Origin of the sequence: Paenibacillus sp. 2003 (genome assembly GCF_031455635.1) — a bacterium.
Classification (GTDB): domain Bacteria; phylum Bacillota; class Bacilli; order Paenibacillales; family Paenibacillaceae; genus Paenibacillus; species Paenibacillus amylolyticus_B.
The window spans coordinates 9,146-34,482 of the sequence record NZ_JAVDTB010000009.1 but is presented as its reverse complement, the minus strand read 5'-3'; the positions used below and the strand labels follow the sequence as shown (position 1 = coordinate 34,482).

Sequence of the window (25,337 nt, the reverse complement as noted above, 5' to 3'; positions counted from 1 at the left end):
GTACCTATCTGATTTACACGAAAAGAGGTCCGCTATAACCATCGAGCTGTCTCACTTATCCTGATGGTTGTACACACGACCTTGTATAGAAACCGAAAAAAGAAGAGCGCATGATATCCATGGCTCTTCTTTCTTTGATGTTTTTAAGTTAGTTACAGGTTTACATACCGAGTGCTTAACCGGGGGCCTGAACTCATTTTAAAAATCATGCACAGTTACACATAGCTGAATCGCAATGCCAAATGGGTCCCGTACAATGCCATAACCTGGGCTGAATTCATTTTGTTCATACGGTACCAGTACCTTCACACCCTCATGTTGCATCAGAGAATGATACAGTTGATCGATTGTATCTTTATCCTTGGATTGAATACATAGTGAATTGCTGTTCCCCAGCTGCCATGCTCTCTCCGTGTCCATTGCTTCTTCCGCAATCATGACTTTGTTAACCCCAATCTCCAGCACCGAATGTGTAATATACTCATCTTGACCGGCAGGGTACTCAAAACCCGGGTTCATCTCCTTCATCTCTTTATAACTTTTCTTGAATATCACCTTGGCGCCCAGAAACTCCTCATAGAAAGTAATGGCTGCCGCCGCATCCCCGTTCATCGACAAAAATGGTATCACTTCAAAATTCATTATGTTGCCTCCTTGTTCCTATTGGATTACACTTATCACTATAACAACGAAAGGTGCCAATCCTTGGCACCATTAAGAGGGTTTGATATGAAAAAATCAGAACGTATGAACCAGATGCTGCGCTTCATTAATCAAAAGCAACAGTTCACCCTGCAAGATCTCATGCAGGAGTTCCAGATCTCCAAACGAACTGCGTTAAGAGATATCGCCTCATTGGAAGAGTTAGGTGCGCCCATCTATGTCGAATATGGACGCTACGGCGGATATCGACTGCTGCAACAGATGCAACTGCCTCCCATTTCGTTTAATACGAGTGAGCTTCATGCCCTTTATTTTGCGATGCAGGCTCTCCGCAGCTTCTCCAGCTTACCCTTTCAAGTCTCTTTCCGTACCATTCATGAGAAATTTATGAGCGCGTTATCCGACAAGCAACGACAGGATATTGAGAACATCCAACACCGGGTTTACTTCCAACATACGGAGCAGATCCGCGATAGTGCACATTTGGAGTTTCTGTTGATGGCTGCTGTGCAGAATATAGTGATCCAGATTACGTACGCTAATCAGCGTAGATCCTCTGATCAAAGGCCATCTTCTGCAAACACCAATATCCGCACCATTCAACCCATCGCGCTCTATGCCAGGAAAGGCTACTGGTATTGTCAGGCCTATGATCTGCATAAACAAGCGTATCGTGTATTCCGCTGCGACCGTATCACTTCAGCCGAAACAACGGAGATTGAACCTTTAACTCATGTAAAGGAACTCTATTCACAGGATGCCCAGTCTCTATGGAAACCATCGGAACAAGCAATTCCATTCAAATGCCTGATTGATGAAGCCGGGATGGAGCTATTCCAGCAAGAACATTTCCCATCTATGCAGATCATCGAGAAGATGGGATACATGTATCTTGTCGGTTCGTATGAACCTCACGAGCTTGATTTCATAGTAAGATATCTTGCGGGCTATGGTAAATCGATTAAGATTATAGAGCCCCTCATCTTACAGAAAGCATTAAGGCAGTACTATCTGGACTTGTTGGATCATGTATAAAGATCATACTTCTATCATTTTACTTCACATGCCTTTTAGCTCTGCTCCTGGCTAACTTTTAACCTTTTTTTATTGCCAATAGCCAATTGAACGATAATCTGCAACACGATGATGATAGCCAAGCCATAAAATGCTTGCACGAAGCTGCCTGTTAGATCGCGGAGCCAACCAATCGCCAGCGGCCCAAGTGCTCCCAGAATGTAGCCACCAGATTGAGTCATCGCCGACCAACTGCTAGCTTCCTGAGCATTGTTTGTCTCATCAATCGGCAACATGAGTGCAATCGGGAACAGTCCGCCTGCACCAATACCGAGCGGGATTGCCGCGAGCCACGGACTGACAGAGAGATTCAGCATCAGGACACCTGTTAACTCCAACATCGCACATCCAACAAGCCAGAAGACACGTCTTTGGTATCGGTGTACAAGCATGGGAATGAATAACGTTGAGGGCAGTGATATCAATGTAAATAACGTTTGGATGTTGCCAGCAGTCTCTTGGCTATATCCATGGCTTTGAATGGCTGGCGCAAGCCAGGCGGTTAATGAATAGAAGATCGCGGCCATCAGTCCGAAGAACAGTGTCAGCACCCATGCACGCCTGTTCTTCACCGGAAGTGGTGCATGAATGACAGCCGAGGTTTGTCCGGATTGTCGCTCTGTACGCGCAGACCAAGCTAATTTTAACCAGATCGGCAATGCAATGGCAGCGAGTAATGCCCATGTAGCCAAAGAACCTCTCCAAGATCCCCCCAACGTATGCTGAAGCGGAACCGATAATCCCACACTAATGCTGGCCCCCATCACCATTGCTGTAGAGTAGATGCCGACCATGGCTGCCACTCGGTTAGGGAAATACTGCTTAATGAAACTGGACAACAGCGGCCCTGCCAATGCAATCCCTACACCTGACAGAAAAGAAGTGAACATCATCAACGGAGTTGCGCTTACGAACAATCGTAATCCCGTACCTATCCCAATAAGGATTAAAGCCAGTACAATGGCACCTTCGTTCCCCCACCTTCTACTTAGTCTTACAGAGAATGGCGCGAATATGCCCATACATAATACCGGTAGTGTAGTTAACAGACTGGCGGTCATGCCGCTCAAACCCAGATCATTCTGTATGGTACTCATCAGAGGTGAAATGGAAGTAATCGGTGGTCTTAAGTTCAGTGAAGCCAGAATAAGCGCCAATACAATATAAAAAAATTTCATTATGGATCACCTCATGGTAGTAGTATCGTTGCCTTCACCAAAGATCCCATTTGTTAATGACAAGATCTTCGGGTGGTGCACGATTAAGTATAGAATCATTAGAATGATTGAACAATACTATTATTTCTATTAAAATGATTACTAAAACCAATGATTAGAGGTGAACTCATGGAGATTCGTCAAATGGAAAACTTTATTACAATGTGCGAGGAGCTTCATTTTACGCGGGCAGCTGAGAAACTTGGCATATCTCAACCTACGTTGAGTCAACAGATACGTGGATTGGAGGATGAACTTGGTGTTCCTTTGTTTGACCGTGTCGGCAAAAAAATTGTGATGACCCAGGCAGGCACTCTGTTTCTGGAGCACTGTGTACAGATGATCCGGCATTTACAGAATACCCAAGATGCGTTGGCTGAATTTCGGAATGATCAGCGGGGACGATTGGTTATTGGTGTTCTTCCATCCGATTTGGATTACCGTATCACTCCGCTGCTCGTTGATTTTCATGCCCGATTTCCCAAGGTGCAATTGAAGGTTATCTCTTCGATCTATGTCGTAAATCAAGTGTTGGAAAATGAAGTCGACATCGGCATCGAGATCACGTCTGCCCCTGATAGGCGGCTTGTGCGCACTCCTTTGTGCAGTGAAGAATATGTACTCGTTGTTTCCGAGAATCATGATTGGGCTGAACGAAGCACCATTGAAATTCAAGAGCTACGTGATATCCAAACGGTGATGTTCCCCGAAGGATTTACGGGTAGAGAATTGGTTGACGGTTATTGCCGTAAATATGGATTTACCCTAAATACCATCATGGAGACCAGTTCGGCAACCTCCATCATTAGCCTGGTCAAAGCCAACGTCGGAGGAACACTGCTGCCTTTTCCTCTGATCAAAGCCATGAATGAGCCTACGCTACGTTGCATCCGAATTACAGACGATCCGCCATACCGGCACTTTGAGATCATCCATCGGTCCGACCGTTACCTAACGCAATCGGCCAAGGCATTTATTGAGAAAACAATCGAGTATTTCAACCAAAGGTGAGATGAAAAGGAGGATTTTGAAATGAAAATAAGAGAAGTTGGTTTGTTGACACATCAGGTCGAGGCCATAAAAGAGTTTTACGGTACACTACTGGAACTGGATCTTGTGGAGGATAATGCAACATGTGTTACATTCCGTGCGGGGAACTCGGTCCTATCTTTCAAGAAGGCGCCAGAACAAGAGAAGCCCTACTATCATGTAGCATTTACGATTCCAACGAATAAACTTGCTGATGCAAAAAGGTGGGCTCAAGACCGTAACATTTCATTGCTCTCCAAAGATGGACAAGATGAATTTTATTTCCCCTACTGGGATGCAACAGCCTTCTATTTCTATGATCCAAGCGGCAACTTGATGGAATTTATCGCTCACCATTCACTCGATAATGCAGTTGATGAAGCTTTCGAAGCGAAGCATCTGTTATGCATTAGTGAAATCGGTCTGCCCGTCGATGATGTTCCTGAGATGATGAACATATTGAATGGGCATTATCAACTTGAACCATTTGCCGGAGACGGAAAACAATTCTCACCCACGGGTGATGCAGAAGGCATGTTTATTGTCATTGATAAACAGAAGCCCTGGTTCCCAGACGGGCGTATGCCCGGTGTATTTGCTACGGAGGTGAAGGTGGAAACTGGGCAGCCCGGTAATCTTCATTTACAGGACGATATGTACTCGATTGAATCGATATGATGTAAGAACGTACTGAATGAAAACCTCAAGAGGGACTTCCGGCTTAATACTTACCAAAACCATCCTCACACGTGATATCCGATTTAAGAATTTCGTACAGATTTTGTTTGGAATTCTCTAATTTATTTTGTGTTTCTTCAATTTCTGATATTTTCGCTTGGATAATGCTTGCTTGATCATCACTTGAAAACCCATGTTTAGAGATCATAGATTGGATCTCATGGATCGTAAAACCAACAGCTAAACATTGTTTGACCACTTCCAGATGCTGAATAATGCTCTGCGCATATATTCGATAGTTATTATGATCTCTCAGCATATGTTCATCCGGGATAATACCTATTTTCTCGTAGTAACGAATCGTGGATATCGGAAGGTTTACATGGTTCGCTACTTCACTAATCTTCATATGGATTTCCCCCGTTTCCTCTTCTTGCTATAAAGTATACTTCATAGTTTACAATCCTCATAGTGAGACAGATGGAGATATAACCTATACCCACTCTCACCAATATAGATATGAGGAGAGAAATCGATATGAATACAATTACCGGCCAATTCAACAAAACAAATGATTTTGATACCATCGTCTTGGAGCGCCATTCCGTTAAAGTCTACGACCCTGAAGTGAAAATCAGTCGCGAGGAGATGACCGAAATACTGGCGAAAGCTTCACGTGCCCCTTCGGCCATTAACATGCAACCTTGGCGTTTTCTTGTTATCGACAGTGCTGAAGGCAAAGAGAAACTTGCACCACTGGCCTCTTTTAACCAGACACAGGCACTAACGTCTTCCGCTGTCATTGCCGTATTTTACGATGCTAACAACGTTGAATACATGGAAGAGATCTTCAGAAAATCAGTGGAACTTGGATACATGCCACAAGACATCATGGATACGCAGATGCAGCAGGTACAACCTTATTATGCGAACATAAATCCATCCGAACTGCGTGATATGAACCTCATTGATTCAGGCCTCATATCCATGCAACTCATGCTCGTTGCCCGTGCTCATGGCTATGATACGAACCCTATGGCTGGTTATGACAAAGGTCAGATCGCCGAAGCGTTCGGCCTGGATAAAGAACGGTTCCAGCCCGTGATGTTGATCTCTATAGGTAAAGCAGCCAAAGATGGCTATCCTTCCTATCGTCTCCCGGTTGAAACGATTACAACTTGGGCATAATCAACAGCTACTCTCAAGAATAAAATGACTATGGATGATGCTATTCTTGAGTATTAGAGACATAATGAAGTAATATCTCATGTATTAAATAGTTAAGTGAATATAACAACCATAAGTAAACACTAAGTCTGAAAAATAGATGAAAATCACTGTGCACCCCATAATACCAGAGTACTCATCCTATATCAGTTAAAGGCTTTCATTATAATAACCTCATACTGATTTGGACATAGGAACATTAATTATACGTTCATAAACAAAGGGTCCTGATGACAACTGTCATCAGGACCCTTTGTTACATAACTTAAATACTTTTGTCAGGTGATAAAAAAGTCGTGAAACCACCACAAATTTTCATTACCACTTCCTCAATATACCGAATGTCGCATATAACGTGCTTAAATGATCCATTTTCACCCAAGCCGGATAAAGGATTAGAAAATAATATCAATAGCCTCTAGCTCATCTTGCTCCTGTTCGGATTGCCCGTTCAGGGAAATATCCTTGAGCAGCACCGAAGGCTGTTCGCAAATTTGGGTGATGATCACGAGCAGGTCCTGAGCGAAATTGTCGATCAGATTGCGCGTAAACAACTTGGTGGCATATTCAAACTGCCCATTCATACCCTCATCCAGCAACGAAATGATCAAGGTAAGGTCAAATTGGGAAACCGTATGCGTTTCCGGATAAGATTCGATCTGGATATCCCCGAAGCTTTGAACGTTATCTTCCTTCGTTTCCACTGCAAACATGACATCAAATACAGGATTGTGGCTTTGATCGCGCGGCACCTGCAGCTTTTTCACAAGTTCTTCAAACGGATAATCCTGGTGGTCGTAGGCCCCCAGCATCGTTTCTTTGACTTCGTTCAAGTAAACAAGGAACGTCTTCTCCCCGGATGGATAATGGCGGATCGCCAACGTGTTGACAAACATTCCGATGAGTGGCTCCAGGTCGGCATGTGTGCGGCCTGAAACCGGTGTGCCTACAATGAAGTCTTCTTGTCCCGAGTACTTGCTGAGCAGGATGGAATAGGCCGCCGATAACACCATATATAGGGTAGCACCGTTCTCATCGGCAATACGCTGCAAGCTGTCGGTCATCTGCTTGTCGATACTGAAAGGCAGCACATCTCCCTCAAAGCTGCGAGCGGCGGGTCTGACAAAGTCCGTAGGCAGCTCAAGCGTTGGCAGTTCACCTTCCAGCATGTCCAGCCAGTAAGCTTCCTGACTTTTCAGCCGTTCTTTTACAGGTTCGGACTGCTGCCAAGCGGCGAATTCCTTGTATTGAATCCGAAGCGGTTCCAGCGTCTCACCGTTATACAGGCGCAGCAGCTCTTCGATGAAGATACCCATCGACATGCCATCCGTGACGATATGATGAATGTCCAGCATAAGCAGATGACGTTCCGCTTCCCATTCAACTAAGCCCACACGCAGCAGCGGCGGCCGCTCCAAATCAAAGACACGTACAAAGGCATCTGCAATGCTTTTTGTTTCACTTTCCGGCGCTTTTGTATACTCGACGGAAAACTCCAAGTCCGAATAAACCCGTTGTACCGGTTCGCCGTCGACCATCTCGAAGCCAGTTCGCAAAACTTCGTGACGAGCGATTAATCCTTGGAGCGCCGCCTCGAATTGATTCCGCTCCAAGCGCCCGACGAGAACCGTCATGCCGGACATGTTGTAGCTAAGCTCGGCACCTTCCATCTGCTGTTGGATGTACAGCCGTTTTTGCACAGAGGAAAGCGGATAATACTCCCTTTTATCCAGAACCGGAATGGAGAAGAATTCCTGCTGCTCCAATCGGTTAATCACTTCAGCCATCGCTTCAATAGTCGAGTACCGGAATACATCGCGCAGTGGCAGGTCCACGTGAAGCTCCTTGTGCACCTTGCTGACCAGCGTTGTCGCCCGCAGCGAGTGACCGCCGAGGTCGAAGAAGTTGTCCGTCACACCAATCGTAACTGACCCAAGCACGCCCTGCCAGATGGAGACCAGTTTCGTCTCCAGATCAGTGCGCGGCCCCACGTATTCGCGCCCTGCACTTGCTCCCTCTTCCGGCGCCGGTAGCGCTTTCCGGTCAATTTTCCCGTTTGGTGTCAGAGGTAAATGCTCCAGCTCCACGAAGTACGACGGGATCATGTAACCCGGCAGCTCGCTAGAGATCGCTCGTTTCAGGTCGGCCGCCGTCAGTTCGATATCCGTTGTGTAGTACGCGCACAGCGCCTTTTGCCCGTTCGCATCACTTCGAACCAGCACCACCGCTTCGCGTATACCTACCACCCGCAGCAGCTGCGATTCAATCTCACCCGTTTCGATCCGGTAGCCCCGGATTTTCGCTTGATTGTCGATCCGGCCGATGAAATCCACGTTGCCGTCCTCCATCCACCGCGCCAAATCTCCCGTGCGATACAACCGCTCACCCGCGGTGAAAGGGCTGTCTACAAACTTCTCTTCCGTCAGCTCTGGACGGTTCAAGTACCCACGTGCTACGCCAACGCCGCCGATGACCAGCTCGCCCAGCACACCGACGGGTACGGGATTCAGATGTGCATCCACGATGTAAAACTTCGCATTTAACCACGCTTTTCCAATCGGCACATGGCCTGTCTGCGGCAGTTTCTCCAACTCCTCGTCATAGAAACTGGAGTCAATTGCTGCTTCCGTCACGCCGTAGGCGTTAATGATGCGGAATGACGGGCCGAACCGTTCCTGCAAGGTCCGGTAATCTGCCACGCTGCAGCTGTCCGAGCTTGTGATCAACAGCTCCATACCGCTTAACTCCAGCCCCTGCTCATGCACGTACTCCATAAACGGTACGATCAGCGCCGGCGTTGATTCAAAGATCGTCACTTGCTCCCGCTCTATCCAGTAGTGCAGACGAGACGGATCGATCCGGTCGTCTTTCGGTACAATGACCATGCTGCCTCCGTTGTACAATGTCCGCGCGATATCGCCCACGAACACGTCAAACGAGAAGCTGGCGAGCTGCAACAGCCTTACCGGAAACTGATCCAACCGGTATTCCCGTCGGTAGCCCGCTGCCGTGTTCACCAGGCTGCGGTGCTCAATCATCACACCCTTGGGCTTGCCCGTCGTTCCGGACGTGTAGATCACATACGCCAAATCCTCTGGGCGGGCTTCATGGAAGCTGTCCATACCTACAACATCAACATCATTTGGATGGCTCTCGCCACCACCGTTCACAGCCCCCGTTAGCTTGCCGTTGACTTGATCGGGAGCACTGCTGGAGCCTTGGCCGAAGTCCATTGGCGCATTGCTTCGTTCCTTGTTGTACGACGTTTCATCGTCGAGGTACAGCACCGTCGCCAGTACCAGTTCCTCTTCGCCGAGCCAGGCTTCGGCACGCTCTCGCAGCAGCGTTTGTGTCAGAAGCACCTTTGCTCCGCTGTCTTCCAGCATAAACCGCACGCGGTCGGCCGGATAATCCGGGGCAAGCGGTACATACGCCCCTCCCGCTTTCCAGACGGCCAGCACGGCTACCAGCAGGTCCACCGAGCGCTCGGCGAGAATGCCCACAATCTCCTCCCGGCCGACTCCACTTGCGCGCAGCGTGGCCGACAGGCGATTCGCCCTCTCGTTCAACTCCGCATACGTCATCCGATCGTTCTCGTAGACGACAGCTTCCGCTTCCGGCGTGTGTACCGCCTGTTGCTCGAACAGTCGATGGAACGCTGCCACAGGAGCCACTTCCGGCTGCGCCGGGTTAAACGCGCCGACAAGTTCTTCTTTTTCCGCCGCTGTCAAAATATCCAACTCGGAAATCGTCGCTGACGGGTTGCAGAGAATGGATTCAAGCAACTGCAAGTAGTGTGCAGCCAACTTCTCCACCGTTTCGGTTTTATATAGAGCCGTGGCGTATTCAAACAGATATTCCAAGCCGTCCTCAATCTCCGTGACGTCCAAGCTGAGATCAAATTTGGAAACAATTTCTTCGCTGGCATACGTCGACAAATGCAGTCCCGGAAGCTGGATTTCCACATTTTCTGTATTCTGCAAAGCAAACATCGTATCAAACAGCGGATTTCGGCTTAAATCACGAGCTACGTTTACCTTATCCACCAGTTCCTCAAACGGATAATTCTGATGTTCAAAAGCACCCAGCGTTGTCTCCTTGATTTCCTTCAAGTAGTCAAGGAACGTCTTACCGGCAGCCGGGTAACTGCGAATGGCCAATGTATTAACGAACATCCCGATCAGCGGTTGAACGTCGCTGTGATTTCTGCCCGCAATCGGCGTACCTACCACCACGTCTTCCTGACCTGAATATTTATGCAGAAGCACGTTATACGCTGCAAGCAGAACCATGTAAAGCGTTGCGCCGTTCTCAGCTGCAAGCCGTTTCAGGCCTTCGCTTTTCTCAATATTCATAAACAATTGCAGCGTGCGGCCCTCATAGCTCTGCATAGCCGGGCGCGGATAGTCCGTCGGCATTTCGAGAACTGGCAGTTCTCCGCGGAACATGTCGTGCCAGTAGGCTTCCTGCTTGGCTAGCTGAGCTTTCTGGTTGTCCGATTGCTGCCATACTGCATAATCTTTGTACTGAATGCGGAGTGGCTTGAGCATCCCCCCGCTGTACAAGTGCACAAACTCTTCGATCAGTACGTCCATTGAAACGCCGTCCGATACGATATGATGTGTATCAAACATCAGAATGTGTCGGTCCGGCGCCAGTTCGGCAATGCCCACCCGCAGAAGTGGCGGCTTTGCCAGATCAAACGCACGAACGAATTGGCGCACCGTTTCTTCCGCCTGCTCCCCGCTGATCTGCACATATTCCACCTGGAAGGTGACTTCTTCGTAAATTCGCTGAACCGCTTCGCCTTCAACCATCTCAAAGCCGGTACGCAGCGTTTCATGACGAGCTACAAGCCCGCGGAATGCTTCTTCAAACCGCTGCCGGTCGAGCTGCCCTTCGAGTAACATAGCTCCCGGTATGTTGTAGCTCAGCTCGCCTCCTTCCAGCTGGTTCAAGATGTAGAGACGTTTCTGAGCAGAAGAGAGCGGATAGTACTCGCTAGGTTCCGCAGCCGGAATAGCCGTAAACGAGCCGACCTCTAACCGCTCCATAGCCACAGCCATTTCCTCAACTGTCGAGTAGCGGAATACGTCGCGAAGCGGGAATTCAATGCCCAGCTCCTTATGCATTTTGCTGACAAGTGTTGTCGCCCGCAGGGAGTGTCCACCGAGATCGAAGAAGTTGTCCGTTACGCCTACCGCCTTCTCCCGAGCAAGCACTTCCTGCCAAATGGCGGCCAGTTTTCCCTCCAGTTCGGTGCGGGGCGCCACGTATTCGCGGCCTCCGCCTGCTCCCCCTTCCGGCGCTAGCAGCGCCTTCCGGTCAATTTTCCCATTCGGCGTTAGAGGCAATTGCTCCAGTTCGACGAAATACGACGGAATCATGTATCCCGGTAGCTCGCTGGAGATCGCCCGTTTCAAATCTGCCGCCGTCAAGCCTTTTTCCAATGTATAATAAGCGCACAACGCTTTCTGCCCCTCTTGATCTTCCCTGACAACAACGACCGTTTCCTTCACGCCATCTACACTCAGCAGCTTTGCTTCGACTTCGCCCGTCTCGATCCGGTAACCCCGGATTTTCGCCTGGTTATCGATCCGGCCGATGAAGTCCACGTTTCCGTCCTCCATCCACCGCGCCAAGTCTCCCGTGCGATACAACCGCTCACCTACGATAAACGGACTATCTACAAACTTCTCTTCCGTCAGCTCTGGACGGTTCAAGTACCCGCGCGCCACACCGACTCCGCCGATAACCAATTCGCCCAGCACGCCGACTGGAACAGGATTCAGATGTGCATCCACGATATAGAACTTCGCATTCAGCCACGCTTTGCCAATCGGCACATGGCCTGTTTGCGGCAGCTTCGCCAACTCCTCGTCATAGAAACTGGAGTCAATTGCCGCTTCTGTCACACCGTAGGCGTTAATAATGCGGAACGATGGGCCAAACCGTTCCTGCAAGGTACGGTAATCCGCCACACTACAACTGTCCGAGCTTGTAATCAACAGCTCCATACCGCTTAACTCCAGCCCGTTCTCATGCACGTATTCCATAAACGGCACGATCAACGCCGGCGTTGATTCAAAGATCGTCACTTGCTCCCGCTCCATCCAGTAGTGCAGACGAGACGGATCGATCCGGTCGTCTTTCGGTACAATGACCATGCTGCCTCCGTTGTACAACGTTCGCGCGATATCGCCCACGAACACGTCAAACGAGAAGCTGGCGAGCTGCAACAGCCTTACCGGGAACTGATCCAACCGGTATTCCCGTCGGTAGCCCGCTGCCGTGTTCACCAGGCTGCGGTGCTCGATCATCACGCCTTTTGGCTTACCCGTCGTTCCCGACGTGTAGATGACGTACGCCAGATCCTCCGGACGGGCTTCATGGAAGCTGCCCATACCGACAACATCATTTGGGTGACTCTCATTACGGTCTTTCACAGCACTCGTCAGCTCGCCGGAGACCAGACCTGAAACCATGCTGGAGCCCATCGGGGAATTTACCCGATCTTCGCTGTATGACGTTTCGTCGTCGAGATACAGCACCGTCTCCAGTGCCAATTCCTCTTCGCCGAGCCAGGATTCGGCACGCTCTCGCAGCAGCGTTTGTGTCAGTAGCACCTTCGCTCCGCTGTCTTCCAGCATGAACCGCACACGGTCCGCCGGATAATCCGGGTCAAGCGGTACATACGCCCCTCCCGCTTTCCAGACGGCCATCACGGCCACCAGCAAATCAACCGAACGCTCGGCGAGAATGCCAACGATAGTCTCCCGGCCAATGCCGCTTCCGCGTAGCGTTGCCGCCAAGCGATTCGCCCGCTCGTTCAGCTCTGCGTACGTCAGCCGATCGTTCTCGTATACGACGGCTTCCGCTGCCGGTGTGCGCTCCACCTGTTGCTCGAACAGGCGATGGAAGGCGGCCACAGGAGCCACTTCCGGCTGCACCGGATTAAACGCGCCGACAATTTCTTCTTTTTCCGCCGCCGTCAAAAGCTCTAACTCATGTACACGAACATTCGGATTAGCCGCAACCTGCTCCAATGCACGGGCAAAATGACCGTGGATCTGCCTGATGTCATGCTCTCTGAATGTCAGTGCATTGTACGTAAATCGCAGCAAAATATGCTCTTCCGGAATGACGGTAATGTCCAGGTCGTAGTTCGTTTGTTCTGGTGATTGGATATTAGCGATTTTCAGCGCTTCTTGTCCTCCGCCGACAACCTGCTCAATCTGTTCTTCCATCGGATAATTTTCAAAGACCATAATATGGTTGATCAAGTCACGCTTTTGCTCGCTCAGCGACTGAATTTCGAACAGCGGGAACGTTTCGTAAGCTCCCGATGCCAGCGCTTCATCCTGGGTTTTTCTCAAAATATCGGCTACCGTCTCCTCGGCTTTACCTTGAATACGGACCGGGATCGTATTAATAAACAGGCCAATCATGCTTTCAATGCCCGGAATTTCCGCCGGACGGCCGGATACAACGGAACCGAATACAACATCCTCGCTGTTGTTGTATATCTGTAAGACCAGTCCCCATACAGTCTGCATAAATGTGTTAAGTGTCACCTGCTGCTGGCGTGCCACACGCTCAATCTGCCCAGTCAGTCCTTTGCTGAGTTCCACATCGATTTCAGCCATTTCAAAAGCATGCTGTTTCAGCTGCGTTCTCTCCTGCGGCAGTTTGGTCTGCTGATCGTAATTCGCCAAATACTCCGACCAGTAACCCGAAGCTTTCGCTACATCTTGAGCTTCCAGCCATTCGATATACCGGGAGTACGAGGTAACCGGAGGAAGCTCTAGCGTTCGCTTCTCCTGAAACGCAAAGTAAGTGTCGAACACTTCCTTGATCATGAAGGACATGCACCAGCCATCCATCAAAATGTGATGATGACTCCAAATCACATGGTAAGACTCGTCGCCTGTGCGCAAAACGGTCACACGCATAAGAGAGTCTTGGGCCAAATCAAACTTGTTCGCTTTATCCGCGCTGACAAAATCGGCTATCGTCTTTTCCGGGTGTTCATCTCTTGCCGAGCGAATATCTTCAAAGTACACTTCACACTTCCGCTCGCGGAATACCACTTGAATCGGCTCGTCTCTCCAGCCGGTAATAAAGTTGGTACGCAGCGCCTCATTCCGCTGCACCAGCGTATCCAGTCCACGGGTGAAGGCTTCCACATTCAGACTTCCATACAGATCGAAGGTCACCTGTTCGAAGTAAGCTTCCGAATCGGCATCCAGCAAGCTGTGGAACAACATCCCTTTTTGCAGCGGAGTCAGGGTGTATACATTCTCCAGTTCGCCGAGTGCCGCCGTATGTTCGGACAGCCGCTCCAGTTCCTCCACCGTCACATCTTGAAGCAGTACATCACTAGGCGTAAGCTCCGGCCGCTCTTTCGATACGCAATGGCTGATGACTTCACGCAAACTCGATTGAAGCAGGGTCCCCAAGCGCTCAACCGTTTCTCGTTTATACTGAGTTTCCCCGTAACGGATCGTGAGTTCCAGCGCTCCTTCTGACACCATACCGTTGATATCGAGGACAAAATCCATCAATGCATTCGGGCTTGAATCGGAGCCCGGGCTGAACGGAGAAGGCTGCGAGCCGCTGCTTTCGTAATCCTGGTCGAACTGACCCAAATAGTTAAAGCTGATCTCCGGCTCCAAAGTGAAGCACTCGCCGTCACGCGGCGCCGACAAATAACGCAGGATGCCGTAGCCGATTCCTTTGTTCGGAATGCGGCGCAAGTTTTCTTTCACCTGTTTCACCTGATGACCGAGTGACTGAGCGCGACCCGACTCCAGAACGACAGGAAATTGGCTTGTAAACCAGCCTACCGTGCGTGTAATGTCCATATCCGGCAAAAGTTCTTCCCGGCCGTGCCCTTCGAGGTTCACCAGCACGCGTTCCTGACCGCTCCAAGCTTGTACTGAGAGGCCCAGCGCAGCAAGCAGCAAATCGTTCATTTCCGTATGGTAAGCACGATGAGCCTGCTTCAGCAACTGTTCGGTTTCGTCCGCTGTCCATCGAACGGTTACGAGCCCGCTGTCCTTCAGTTTGGATCTGCCTTGATCAAAATCTTTTGGAAGCGGCTCATAGGCCAATTGCTCGATAAACTGCCAATACGCTCTCTCGCTTTCCATCGCCGGCCCGTTCGCATAATCAGCGAGCTGTTTCGCCCACGTTTGGAATGAATCCGTTTTGAGCGACAGACGGATCGGCTGCCCTTGCAGCGCCTGCTCATAGGCGGCAGCAAAATCCTCAAGCAGAATCCGCCAGGATACACCGTCTACGACCAAGTGATGGATTGCGATGAGCAGATGGTCGCCGTCGTCGCAGCGGAACAAGCCAAGTTTCACCAGCGGACCGTTTTCCAGATCAATGCTCGCTTGAATGTCATTTGCCTTAGCCTCTACCGCTTTTTTCACGTCGCGGGCTCCCTTGAAATCGACAACCTCCAGATCGAACAGCACTTCGCTCTCCCCGGCGCCGCGGTTCCATGCGGTATAACCATTCTCGGTTTGACGATAAACCGTACGAAGAGCATCGTGATGCACGATAAGCTGACGCACCGCTTGGCGTAAAGCTTTTTCATCAAAGCCTTGCTTGGAGAACTGCATGAATGCCTGATTGCTATGATGCACATCGGCCGGATTTTGTTCAAAGAACCAGCGCTGAATCGGGGTCAGGATAACCTCTCCCGTCACTTCGGCCTGGCTTGCCGTTCTCTCCGCTGTTTGCAACCGCAAACTAAGGGCGGAAATCGTCGGGTAATGGAATAAATCTTTCATGACCAGCTTGTACCCCGACTGCAATAGACGAGAAGATACCTGTAAAGCTTTAATTGAATCGCCACCAAGCGCAAAGAAATTATCCATGGTGCCAACCTGATCCACGCCTAACACTGACTGCCAGACCAAAGCGAGTGCTTTCTCGGCAGGAGTACGCGGCGCCGTGTATGCAGCCTCGGCACGAATGCTTCCTTCCGGCACAGGCAACGCTTTACGGTCGATCTTGCCGTTCGGTGTAAGCGGCAATTGATCGAGAAGCATGATGCGCGAAGGCACCATATGAGAAGGCAGTACGGCGTCCAGATGGGCCACAAGCCCTTCCAGATCGAAGCTGGAATCCATTACGACATATCCGCACAGATATTTCTGCCCCTGCTCGTCCGTCCGGTCGATGACAAGCGCTTGCCGCACCTCGGCAACATTTTTCATGGCCGCTTCAATCTCACCAAGCTCGATCCGATAACCACGAATTTTCACCTGATTGTCGATTCGGCCGATGAAATCTACGTTGCCGTCAGGCATCCAGCGTGCCAGATCACCCGTCCGGTACAACCGCTCCCCAGCGGTGAACGGGCTATCTACGAATTTCTCCGCCGTTAAATCCGGGCGGTTCAAGTAACCGCGGGCCACACCCGCTCCACCGATAACCAGCTCGCCGAGCACCCCGATCGGCACCGGCTTCAGATTTGTATCCACGATGTAGAATCTGGCGTTAAGCCACGCTTTCCCGATCGGCACGCTGCCGGTTTTCGGCAACTTCTCCAGCGGCTCGTCATAGAAGCTGGAGTCAATCGCCGCTTCCGTTACGCCGTAGCTGTTAATAATACGGAACTGCGTGCCAAAGCGCTCCTGCAAGGTGCGGTAATCCGCTACACTGCAGGCATCCGAGCTTGTGATCAGCAGCTGCATCGAGCTGAGGTCCAGACCCTCGGTATACACATGCTCCATGAACGGCACAACCAGCGCAGGAGTTGATTCGAACACTGTCACGGCGTAGTCTCGAATCCAGCCATAGAGGCGGGTTGGATCAATCCGGTCTTCCTTCGGCACGATGACCATAGTTCCACCGTTGTACAGCGTCCGTGCAATGTCACCAACGAACACGTCAAACGAGAAACTGGCAAGTTGCAGCAGCCGGATCGGGAACTGATCCAGACGATAGTCCCGCCGGTAGCCCGCCGCCGTGTTCACCAAGCTGCGGTGTTCCACTGCCACGCCCTTCGGACGGCCTGTCGTACCGGAGGTGTAGATGACATAAGCCAGATCGCCTGGCTTGTTCACATTTGCCGGATTTGATGCGAGATCCGCCGCTTGTACGTTCTGCTCAGCTTCTGCCGTGACGGACGTTTCGGCTGCAGCCGTTGCCTCTTGCGCCAAAGCCTCCGCCTCCGCGCCCGCTTCGCCCAAAGCTTGTACGCCTACAGCCGTTTCCGCCGCTCCGAGGCTGTACGCCGCGGCGTCATCAAGTGCAAGCACCGTTTGCAGCGTTAAAGCTCCATTGCAGCGCCAAGTTTCCGCCTGCTCCAACAGGCAGGTCTGGGTAAGCAGCACCGACGCCCCGCTATCCGCGAGCATATATTCGATCCGCTCCGCTGGATAGTCGGGGTCAAGCGGTACATAAGCACCGCCAGCTTTCCATACGGCGAGCACCCCGATCAACAGCTCGGCTGAACGGCCGGCCAGAATGCCTACCACCTGTTCCGGTTTCACCCCACGTGCCCGCAGTACATACGCCAGACGATTCGCTTTGGCATTCAGCTCCGCATATGTCAGCTTGCTGTCTTCGTATACAACCGCTAGCGCTCCCGGAGCGCGTTTCGCCTGCTCCTCGAACAGCTCGTGGAACGTTCTCTCTCTCCATGACTCATCCGCTTCCAGACCTGTACCCTCTACGGCGGGTTGCTTCACAAGAGCCGAAGACGACACGTCAAACCCGACCAATAAATTATCCTTTTCGCTGTCCGTCAATATATCCAAATCCGAAATCCGCGCACCCGGCTGAGCCAGGATCGACGCCAAAAGCTGCTCGTAATGACCCGCCAGCCGTACCATCGTGTCCTGTCTAAACAACGAGGTAGCGTACTCGATCTTGCAAACCAACTCGTTACCCTCTTCCACGATATCCAAGCTAAGATCAAACTTTGCTGTCTTTTCCTCGATGTCAAACAGTGACCATTGCAAGCCTTCAAGAATTAAATCCAGGCTTTCGTGCTTTTGCAAAGAAAACATGGTGTCAAACAGCGGATTCCGGCTTAAATCCCGGCTCACCTGAAGAGCTTCTACCAGTTCCTCAAACGGATAATCCTGGTGCTCGTAGGCTCCAAGTGTCGTTTCCTTCACTTCCTGCAAGTAATCCATGAACGTCCGCTCTGCCGTCGGACCCAAGCGAAGGGCCAGCGTATTGACAAACATGCCGATAATCGGCTGCAAGTCGGCGTGAGAACGAGCGGCAATCGGAGTGCCGACTACTATATCTTCCTGTCCCGCGTATTTATGAAGCAATACGGAGTACGCAGCCAGCAGAAGCATGTACAACGTTGCCCCCGAATCGCTGGCAAGCTGTTTGAGAGCTTCGCCTTTCTCCGCATCTAGCGTAAACGTGAGCGTTTGACCGTCAAACTGCTGAACGGCTGGACGGGAGTAGTCAAGAGGCAGCTCAAGAACCGGAAGCTCGGAGCTGAATACCCCGCGCCAGTATTCCTCCTGTCGTTTGATGCGTTGACGCTGTTCCTCGGATTGCTGCCAAACGGCGTAATCCTTGTATTGAATCCGCAGCTCCGGCAGCTCTTCCCCATTGTATAGCCGCACGAATTCACGCAGCAGCACATCCATGGAAAGGCCGTCGGAAGCAATGTGATGCATATCCAGCGCGAGCAGGAATTTTTCTTTCTCCAATTCAATCAACAGGGCGCGCAGCAAAGGCGGCTGGGTCAAGTCAAAAGGCTGAAGGAAGCCTTCAAGAATGGCTGCAACCTGATTTTCGCTTGCTTGAATCTTCTCGACCTTGAGAGCGACGAGCGGATGAATACGTTGAATCGGCTCCCCATTTACGATTTCAAAACCGGTGCGCAGCATATCGTGCCGGGCCATCAAAGTAGTCAGCACATCTTCTACTTTGGCCTCGTTCAAAGCCCCTTCCAATTGCAAGGCGCTTGGAAGGTTATAATTCAGCTCCAAGCTATCCAGCTGATGCAGGACGTACAGCCTTTTTTGTGCAGAGGAAACCGGATAGTACGCTCTCTCTTCCGCTTTTGGAATCGAGCTGTGCTCTGATTCTTCCAAGCTGGCAATAGCCCCGGCCATCGATTCTACCGTCATATAGCGGAACACATCGCGTAGCGGAAGTTCAACGTTCATTTCCTTCCGAATCTTGCTGACAAGGTTTGTTGCCCGCAAGGAATGTCCTCCGAGCTCGAAGAAATTGTCCAGAATTCCAATGCCGGAGTAACCCAGCACTTCCTCCCAGATTTTCACAAGCTGGGACTCCGTAAAGTTACGAGGGGCTACGTATTCGACACCCGTTTGCAGGCCGCCTTGCGGCTCCGGCAGTGCTTTGCGGTCCACTTTGCCGTTGGACGTCAGCGGCATGCGTTCCAGCTGCACGAAGTACGACGGGATCATATATCCCGGCATTTGTTGGGCCAGCGAGGTTCTCATTTCGCTAACCGTCAGCGTCCGGTCCGCCACAAAGTAGGCAACAAGCGCCTTCTCGCCCCCACTGTCCTGACGGGCGAGCACCACCGCTTCTTCCACACCCTCCACGTTCAGAAGCTGCGTCTCAATTTCGTCCAGCTCGATCCGGTACCCGCGGATTTTGACCTGATGATCGATCCGGCCGAGGTATTCAATGTTGCCGTCCGGCAGCCAGGCCGCCAAGTCGCCTGAGCGATACAGTTTTTCCCCCTCCGCAAACGGGGAAACAACGAACTTTTCCGCCGTCAAATCCGGGCGATTCAGGTATCCCCTCGCCAGGCCCTCTCCGGCTACGTACATTTCGCCTGCTACGCCGATCGGAACAGGACGACGGTTTTCATCCAGGACGTACACGCTCAGCGTAGGGATCGGCTTGCCGATATTACTCTTCGCCGCCTCCATCTCGATCCATGTAATTTCCTTATACGTCACGTGAACCGTCGTTTCGGTAATACCGTACATATTGATCAGCTTTGTCTCCGGGTACTTTGTCTTAAAACCCTTGAGCAACAGCGGGCTGAGCGCTTCGCCGCCGAAGATGACGTTGCGAATCCGCAGATCGTACGGATGGTCCGCTAAAACCTCACGCAGCAGTTGGTAGAAATATGTTGGCGTCTGGTTCAAAATCGTGACCCGTTCGCGGCTCAGCAGTGCCAGGAACTCGGCCGGATTTTTCGCCGTAAGTGGCGGTACGATAACCAGCCTTCCTCCATTCAGAAGTGCTCCGTACATCTCCCAGACGGAGAAATCGAAGCAGAACGAGTGGAATAACGTCCACGTGTCGGACGGCCCAAAGTCAAACAGGTTCTTGTCGTTGAACAAAAGGCGCACGACGTTTTTATGCTCAATCAACGTGCCTTTGGGTTTGCCAGTCGTTCCCGATGTGTAGATGACATAAGCCAAGTTACCCGGCCCGGAAATCGGCTCCAGATTCGAAGCGTCCAGCTCACCAGCGGAGTCCGCCCCTTTGTTGCCCCAAACGAAATCGTCCAATTCAAGGCGCGTTCCTGCGAAGTTGGTCTTCTCATGCAAATGCTTTTGAATCAGCAATAACGGTGCGCCCGAATCTTCGATCATGAAGCGGATGCGCTCCTCCGGGTAGTCGGGATCGACAGGTACGTAGGCTCCACCCGCTTTGAGAATCGCCAGAATGCCGACGACCATATCAAGCGAACGTTCGGCCAGAATCGCTACCAACTGATCCCCTTCGACTCCTGTCTCCCGCAGCTTACGTGCAAGGCGGTTGGATCGCTCGTTCAGTTCGCGGTAAGTCAACTGCCACTCATTCATGACGGCGGCCACGTTATCCGGGTAAAGCTTCGCCTGCTCTTCGAACAAGCCATGAATCGTCTGCTGCGGGTAGTCTGCCTCCGAATCATTGAAACCGCACACCAGTTCACGGATTTCCTGCTCCGTTAGCATTTCCAGCGAAGCAATATCCCCTTCCGGCGCTGTTGCGATAGTTTCGAGCAGCTTGTCATAATGTCTGGCGAACCGCTCCGCGGTCTCCTGTTTATACAAAGCCGTAGCGTATTCCAACCGGCATTCGAGCTGACCATCCAGCTCCGAAATGTCCAGAAGCAACTCGAACTTGGACGTTCGGTTTTCCAACGGATAAAACGATTGCTCCAGCCCCTCGATGACAATTTGCTCATTCTCCGTATTTTGCAGGGAAAAGAACGTATCAAAGAGCGGATTCCGGCCAGTCGCGCGCGGAATGTGAAGGCTTTCCAACACATCTTCGAACAAATAATTTTGGTGTTCAAAAGCCCCGAGCGTGATTTCCTTGATTTCTTCCAGATACTTAAGGTACGGCTTGGAACGCTCCGGATGGCTGCGAATAGCCAGCGTGTTGATAAACATCCCTACGATCGGCTGCACTTCTTCTTGCGTTCTTCCAGCAATCGGCGTTCCCACGATCAGATCTTCCTGACCCGAATATTTATGCATAAGGATCGAGTAAGCAGACAACAGCACCATGTACAGGGTCGTACCCGTCCGTGCGGCCAGTTCTTTCAGCTTCTCCGTCCGCTCTTTCCCAATATCAAACTTCACGGTCCGGCCATCAAAACTTTGCACCGCAGGCCGCGGGAAGTCTGTTGGCAGTTCTAATACAGGTAGCTCGCCCGACAGCTGTTCCAGCCAGTACTCCTTCTGCGGCTCGACCAACTGCCCGTAGGGTTCGGAATGCTGCCAAACGGCATAATCTTTGTATTGAATATGCAACGGAGCCAGCTCCTCACCCCGATACAGGCGGCTGAACTCGTCGAAAAGCAATGCTGTCGAGATACCATCCGAAACGATATGGTGCATATCGAACAGCAGAATGTGGCGATCCTTGGCGACTTCGATCAGACCAATGCGAAGAAGTGGCGGCTTGGTCAGATCAAACGGGTGATAGTATGCTTCGACCACTTGGTCCACTTCTCGCTCGCTCACCTGGAAATAATCTACGGCAAACTCCACCTCGTCATAGATGTGCTGCACAAGCTCGCCTTGAACCTGCTCGATCCCGGTACGCAGCGTCTCATGGCGCTGAATCAGCTCACGGAACGCGTACTCTACGCGCGTGCGGTCCAGCTTGCCTTCGAGAAGAAGCGCCGCCGACATATTGTAGCTACGCTCGGCCGCGTCAAGCTGGCGCAGGACGTACAGACGCTTTTGCTCGGATGAAACCGGATAATACTCGGCCTCTGCCGCCTTTGTAATCTCATACGTCTCCTGCTGCTTTAAACCGCTGATTCTTTGGGCCAGCTGTTCAATCGTGGTGTAGCGGAAAACGTCCCGCAGTGGAACCTCGACTTGCAGCTCTTTTCGAATCTTGGAAACAAGCGCGGAGGCCCGCAAGGAATGACCACCCAGGTCAAAGAAATCGTCATGGACTCCAACTCGCGCAATACCCAGCACCTGCTGCCAAATAAGAGCAAGTCTTGTTTCCAGTGTTGTGCGTGGAGCCATATACTCACGGCCCGCTTCTACCTCTCCGGTCGGTTCAGGCAGCGCTTTACGGTCAATCTTGCCGTTCGGTGTGAGCGGAAGCTGATCAAGAGACACCAGCCGGGCCGGAACCATATGTGCCGGCAGCTCTTGCTTCAATTGGGACAGCAGATCACTCAGCTGCAGGGAAGCATCCCCTGCCACGTAGCCGCACAGATACTTTTGCCCCTGCTCATCCGTACGGTCGGTCACCACAGCCTGCTTGACGTCCGGAAGACGCAGCAGGGCCGTTTCAATTTCGCCGAGTTCGATCCGGAACCCGCGAATTTTCACCTGATAGTCGATCCGGCCAATGAAGTCAACGTTGCCGTCTTCCAGCCAGCGGGCCAAATCTCCTGTCCGATACAGACGTTCGCCAGGCACAAACGGGCTGTCTGCAAACTTCTCGACGGTCAGGTCCAGACGGTTCCAATACCCGCGCGCCACCCCGGCGCCGCCGATGACAAGCTCACCCGGAACCCCTACAGGAACCGGCTTTAACCCTGCATCGACAATGTAAAACCGGGCGTTCAGCCAAGCTTTGCCGATCGGCACATGACCCGACGATGGGAGCTTGTCCAGCGGCTCATCGTAAAAGCTGCTGTCAATCGCCGCTTCGGTAACGCCATAGCTGTTGATGATGCGGAATTGTCCGCCGAATCTTTCCTGCAGCAATCGGTAATCGGTGACACTGCAAGCATCCGAGCTGGTAATCAGCAACTGCATGGAGCTGACGTCCAGCCCTTCTTCATAAATATGCTGCATGAACGGCAGGATAAGCGCAGGTGTCGATTCAAATACCGTAATGTTTTGCTCCCGAATCCAGCCGTATAAGCGGTTCGGATCAATCCGGTCTTCCTTTGGCACAATTACCATCGTGCCTCCGTTATACAGCGTCCGCGCGATGTCTCCAACGAACACGTCAAACGAAAAGCTTGCCAGTTGCAGCAGACGCACCGGGAACTGATCCAACCGGTACTCACGGCGGTACGCATCCGCTGTATTCATGAGACTACCATGCTCAATCATGACGCCTTTTGGGCGTCCCGTCGTACCCGAGGTGTAAATCACATAAGCCAAGTCTTGCGGGGCACTGTCAGCAGATTCAAATTCCACGGCTGAGGTATCCCCGTTATACATCTGTTCATCGTCCATCGCATAGACAGCTTGAAGCTTCAGCCGGCCATCGGCCAACCAACCTCCGGCCCCCTCCAACAGATGACGCTGCGTAAGCAGCACCGATGCTTCGCTATCGCTGAGCATGTACTCAATCCGCTCCGCCGGATAATCGGGGTCCAGCGGTACATAAGCTCCGCCGGCTTTCCATACGGCGAGCACACCGACCAGCAGTTCCACCGAGCGCTCCGCCCAGATCCCCGTAATCGTCTCCCTTCCCACGCCCTGTTCACGAAGGAGCGAAGCCAGCCGCTCGGCGCGTTTGTTCAATTCGCCGTAGGTCAGCTTTTTGTCCATGTAAACAACTGCCGGGTGATCCGGAATGTCTCGGGCAAACTTTTCGACATACCGGTGAAACGCTATTCCCTCGCTCAGTGCTGCCACCGGCGGGTTAAACACGTCCAGAATTCGGCGTCTCTCCTCATCGCCCAGTAGAGAAATCTCGCGTACCCGCAGTTCGGGAGTCTCAAGAAACTGGTCCAAAACGGTTACATACTGTTCCATAATGCGATCAATCTCGGTCGTCTCGAACAGGCCGGTACGATAGGAAGCATGGAGAATGACATGGCCTTCATTCAGCATATGGTCGAAGCGCAGCAGTAAATCGTCCATCTCGTGCCTAGCAAAGTGAGCCTCCAGACGTACCTTGATTTCTTCGTACTCCACGATTTTCAAAGGCAGATATTCCAGAGACGTGCGGAACAACTCGGAAAGATCGTTGCGGCCGTGTTGTTCGCGTAAATCCTGGATCAATTGGTTATAAGGATATTTCTGATGCCGCAGATCCGCCGTATTTTCCTTGGAAACCGTTTGGATCAAGGAAAGCACGGACCCATCTGGATTCAGACTAATCCGCGTAGCCACGGTGCTGACGAACATACCGATCGTTTCTTTTTCCTTCTTGCTAGTGCGATTGGCAAAAACCGTTCCGACCGGCACATCGGTGCTGTCGGTCAGCTTGTACAATAAGACGTACATGGCGGACAAAAATAACGTATATAAACTGACCTGATATTGTTCGCTAAAAGCCAGAATGCGGTCGTACCGGGAACCATCCAAAGTGATGGAACGTTTATTCGATTCGCTGCCAATCGAGAATGGCGGAACCGATTTAATGCCGCTCGTTTCAGGCAAAGTGTTGTACTTGGTCAGCCAGTATTCCTTGCCTTTTTGATAACGCTGCGATTGCTCATATTCATGCTCAGTTGAAATATAATCCAGATAGGAAGGGGCCTGACAACTGTTGAAGATACCTTTGCGCAGTTCCAGGTATTTTTCCATCACCGCATGCAGCAAAGCAGTGACGGACAAGCCATCGGCAATGATATGATTTACAGTCAAATTAAGCCATACTTGGCCGTTCGCAAAATGGATCATCGTAAATTGGTAGAGGTGTTCGTCGAACACGCTGGCCGGTTTTTCGGTTACTTCTTTCACCCAAGCATAGAATTGTTCGGTCGTGCCTATTTCGAGGTGGCTTATCCTGGCTTGGACATTCTCCGGCTCTTCGAACCACTGCGTTGGATTTTGCAAATCCCCGCTAATGCGGATTCGGAAAGCGTCATAGGTTTTGACAATCTCTGCCGCCGCTTGCTCCAGCAGCTTGGTGTCGATCTCGCCCGTAATCTGGTAGGTCGCGGAAAGCATCGTGATGGATGTGCCCGGATTCATAATTTCCATGAACCATATCCGGCGCTGGGCTTGCGTTAATCCATATTGCTTGTTCGTATTATCTCTCACATCGACACACTCCCGTATTAGAGATTGTTTGTAGATAGGCTTTTTACCTGGATATCAGAAGGAA

The 25,337-nt window shown here is 51.3% G+C and carries 8 protein-coding genes; 4 read left to right on the top strand and 4 right to left on the bottom strand.

Annotated elements, in window-relative coordinates:
- Positions 1-198: 198 nt before the first annotated feature.
- Positions 199-642: a VOC family protein gene (locus J2X75_RS25365; RefSeq protein WP_310341455.1), complete on the bottom strand. Its 444-nt coding sequence runs from the start codon at positions 640-642 to the stop codon at positions 199-201.
- 87 nt (positions 643-729) lie between these two features.
- On the opposite strand from J2X75_RS25365, the gene J2X75_RS25360 reads away from it, so the two are divergent.
- A complete protein-coding gene (locus tag J2X75_RS25360; RefSeq protein WP_310341452.1) occupies positions 730-1,698 on the top strand; it encodes a helix-turn-helix transcriptional regulator in 969 nt (322 codons plus the stop codon).
- Positions 1,699-1,733: 35 nt separating this feature from the next.
- On the opposite strand, the gene J2X75_RS25355 is transcribed toward J2X75_RS25360, so the two are convergent.
- Complete coding sequence (locus tag J2X75_RS25355) at positions 1,734-2,915, bottom strand: MFS transporter (protein WP_310341448.1); 1,182 nt, start codon at positions 2,913-2,915, stop codon at positions 1,734-1,736.
- 168 nt (positions 2,916-3,083) lie between these two features.
- Between J2X75_RS25355 and J2X75_RS25350 the strand changes: the two genes are divergently transcribed.
- Entirely contained in the window at positions 3,084-3,965 is an 882-nt protein-coding gene (locus J2X75_RS25350) for a LysR family transcriptional regulator (RefSeq protein WP_310341445.1), read from the top strand.
- Positions 3,966-3,986: 21 nt separating this feature from the next.
- Entirely contained in the window at positions 3,987-4,661 is a 675-nt protein-coding gene (locus tag J2X75_RS25345) for a VOC family protein (RefSeq protein WP_310341442.1), read from the top strand.
- Between the two features lie 43 nt (positions 4,662-4,704).
- Here J2X75_RS25345 and J2X75_RS25340 read toward each other — a convergent pair whose 3' ends face one another.
- Entirely contained in the window at positions 4,705-5,070 is a 366-nt protein-coding gene (locus J2X75_RS25340) for a MerR family transcriptional regulator (RefSeq protein ID WP_307541955.1), read from the bottom strand.
- A gap of 128 nt (positions 5,071-5,198) precedes the next feature.
- Here J2X75_RS25340 and J2X75_RS25335 point away from each other — a divergent pair, with 128 nt between their 5' ends.
- The gene (locus J2X75_RS25335) at positions 5,199-5,849 is read left to right on the top strand and encodes a nitroreductase family protein (protein ID WP_310341433.1); all 651 of its coding nucleotides are present in this window, start codon (positions 5,199-5,201) and stop codon (positions 5,847-5,849) included.
- Positions 5,850-6,283: 434 nt separating this feature from the next.
- Here the strand turns inward: J2X75_RS25335 and J2X75_RS25330 are convergent, their stop codons facing one another.
- Positions 6,284-25,273 (bottom strand): non-ribosomal peptide synthase/polyketide synthase, encoded by an 18,990-nt coding sequence (locus tag J2X75_RS25330; protein WP_310341431.1) that lies wholly within the window; start codon positions 25,271-25,273, stop codon positions 6,284-6,286.
- Positions 25,274-25,337 lie beyond the last annotated feature (64 nt).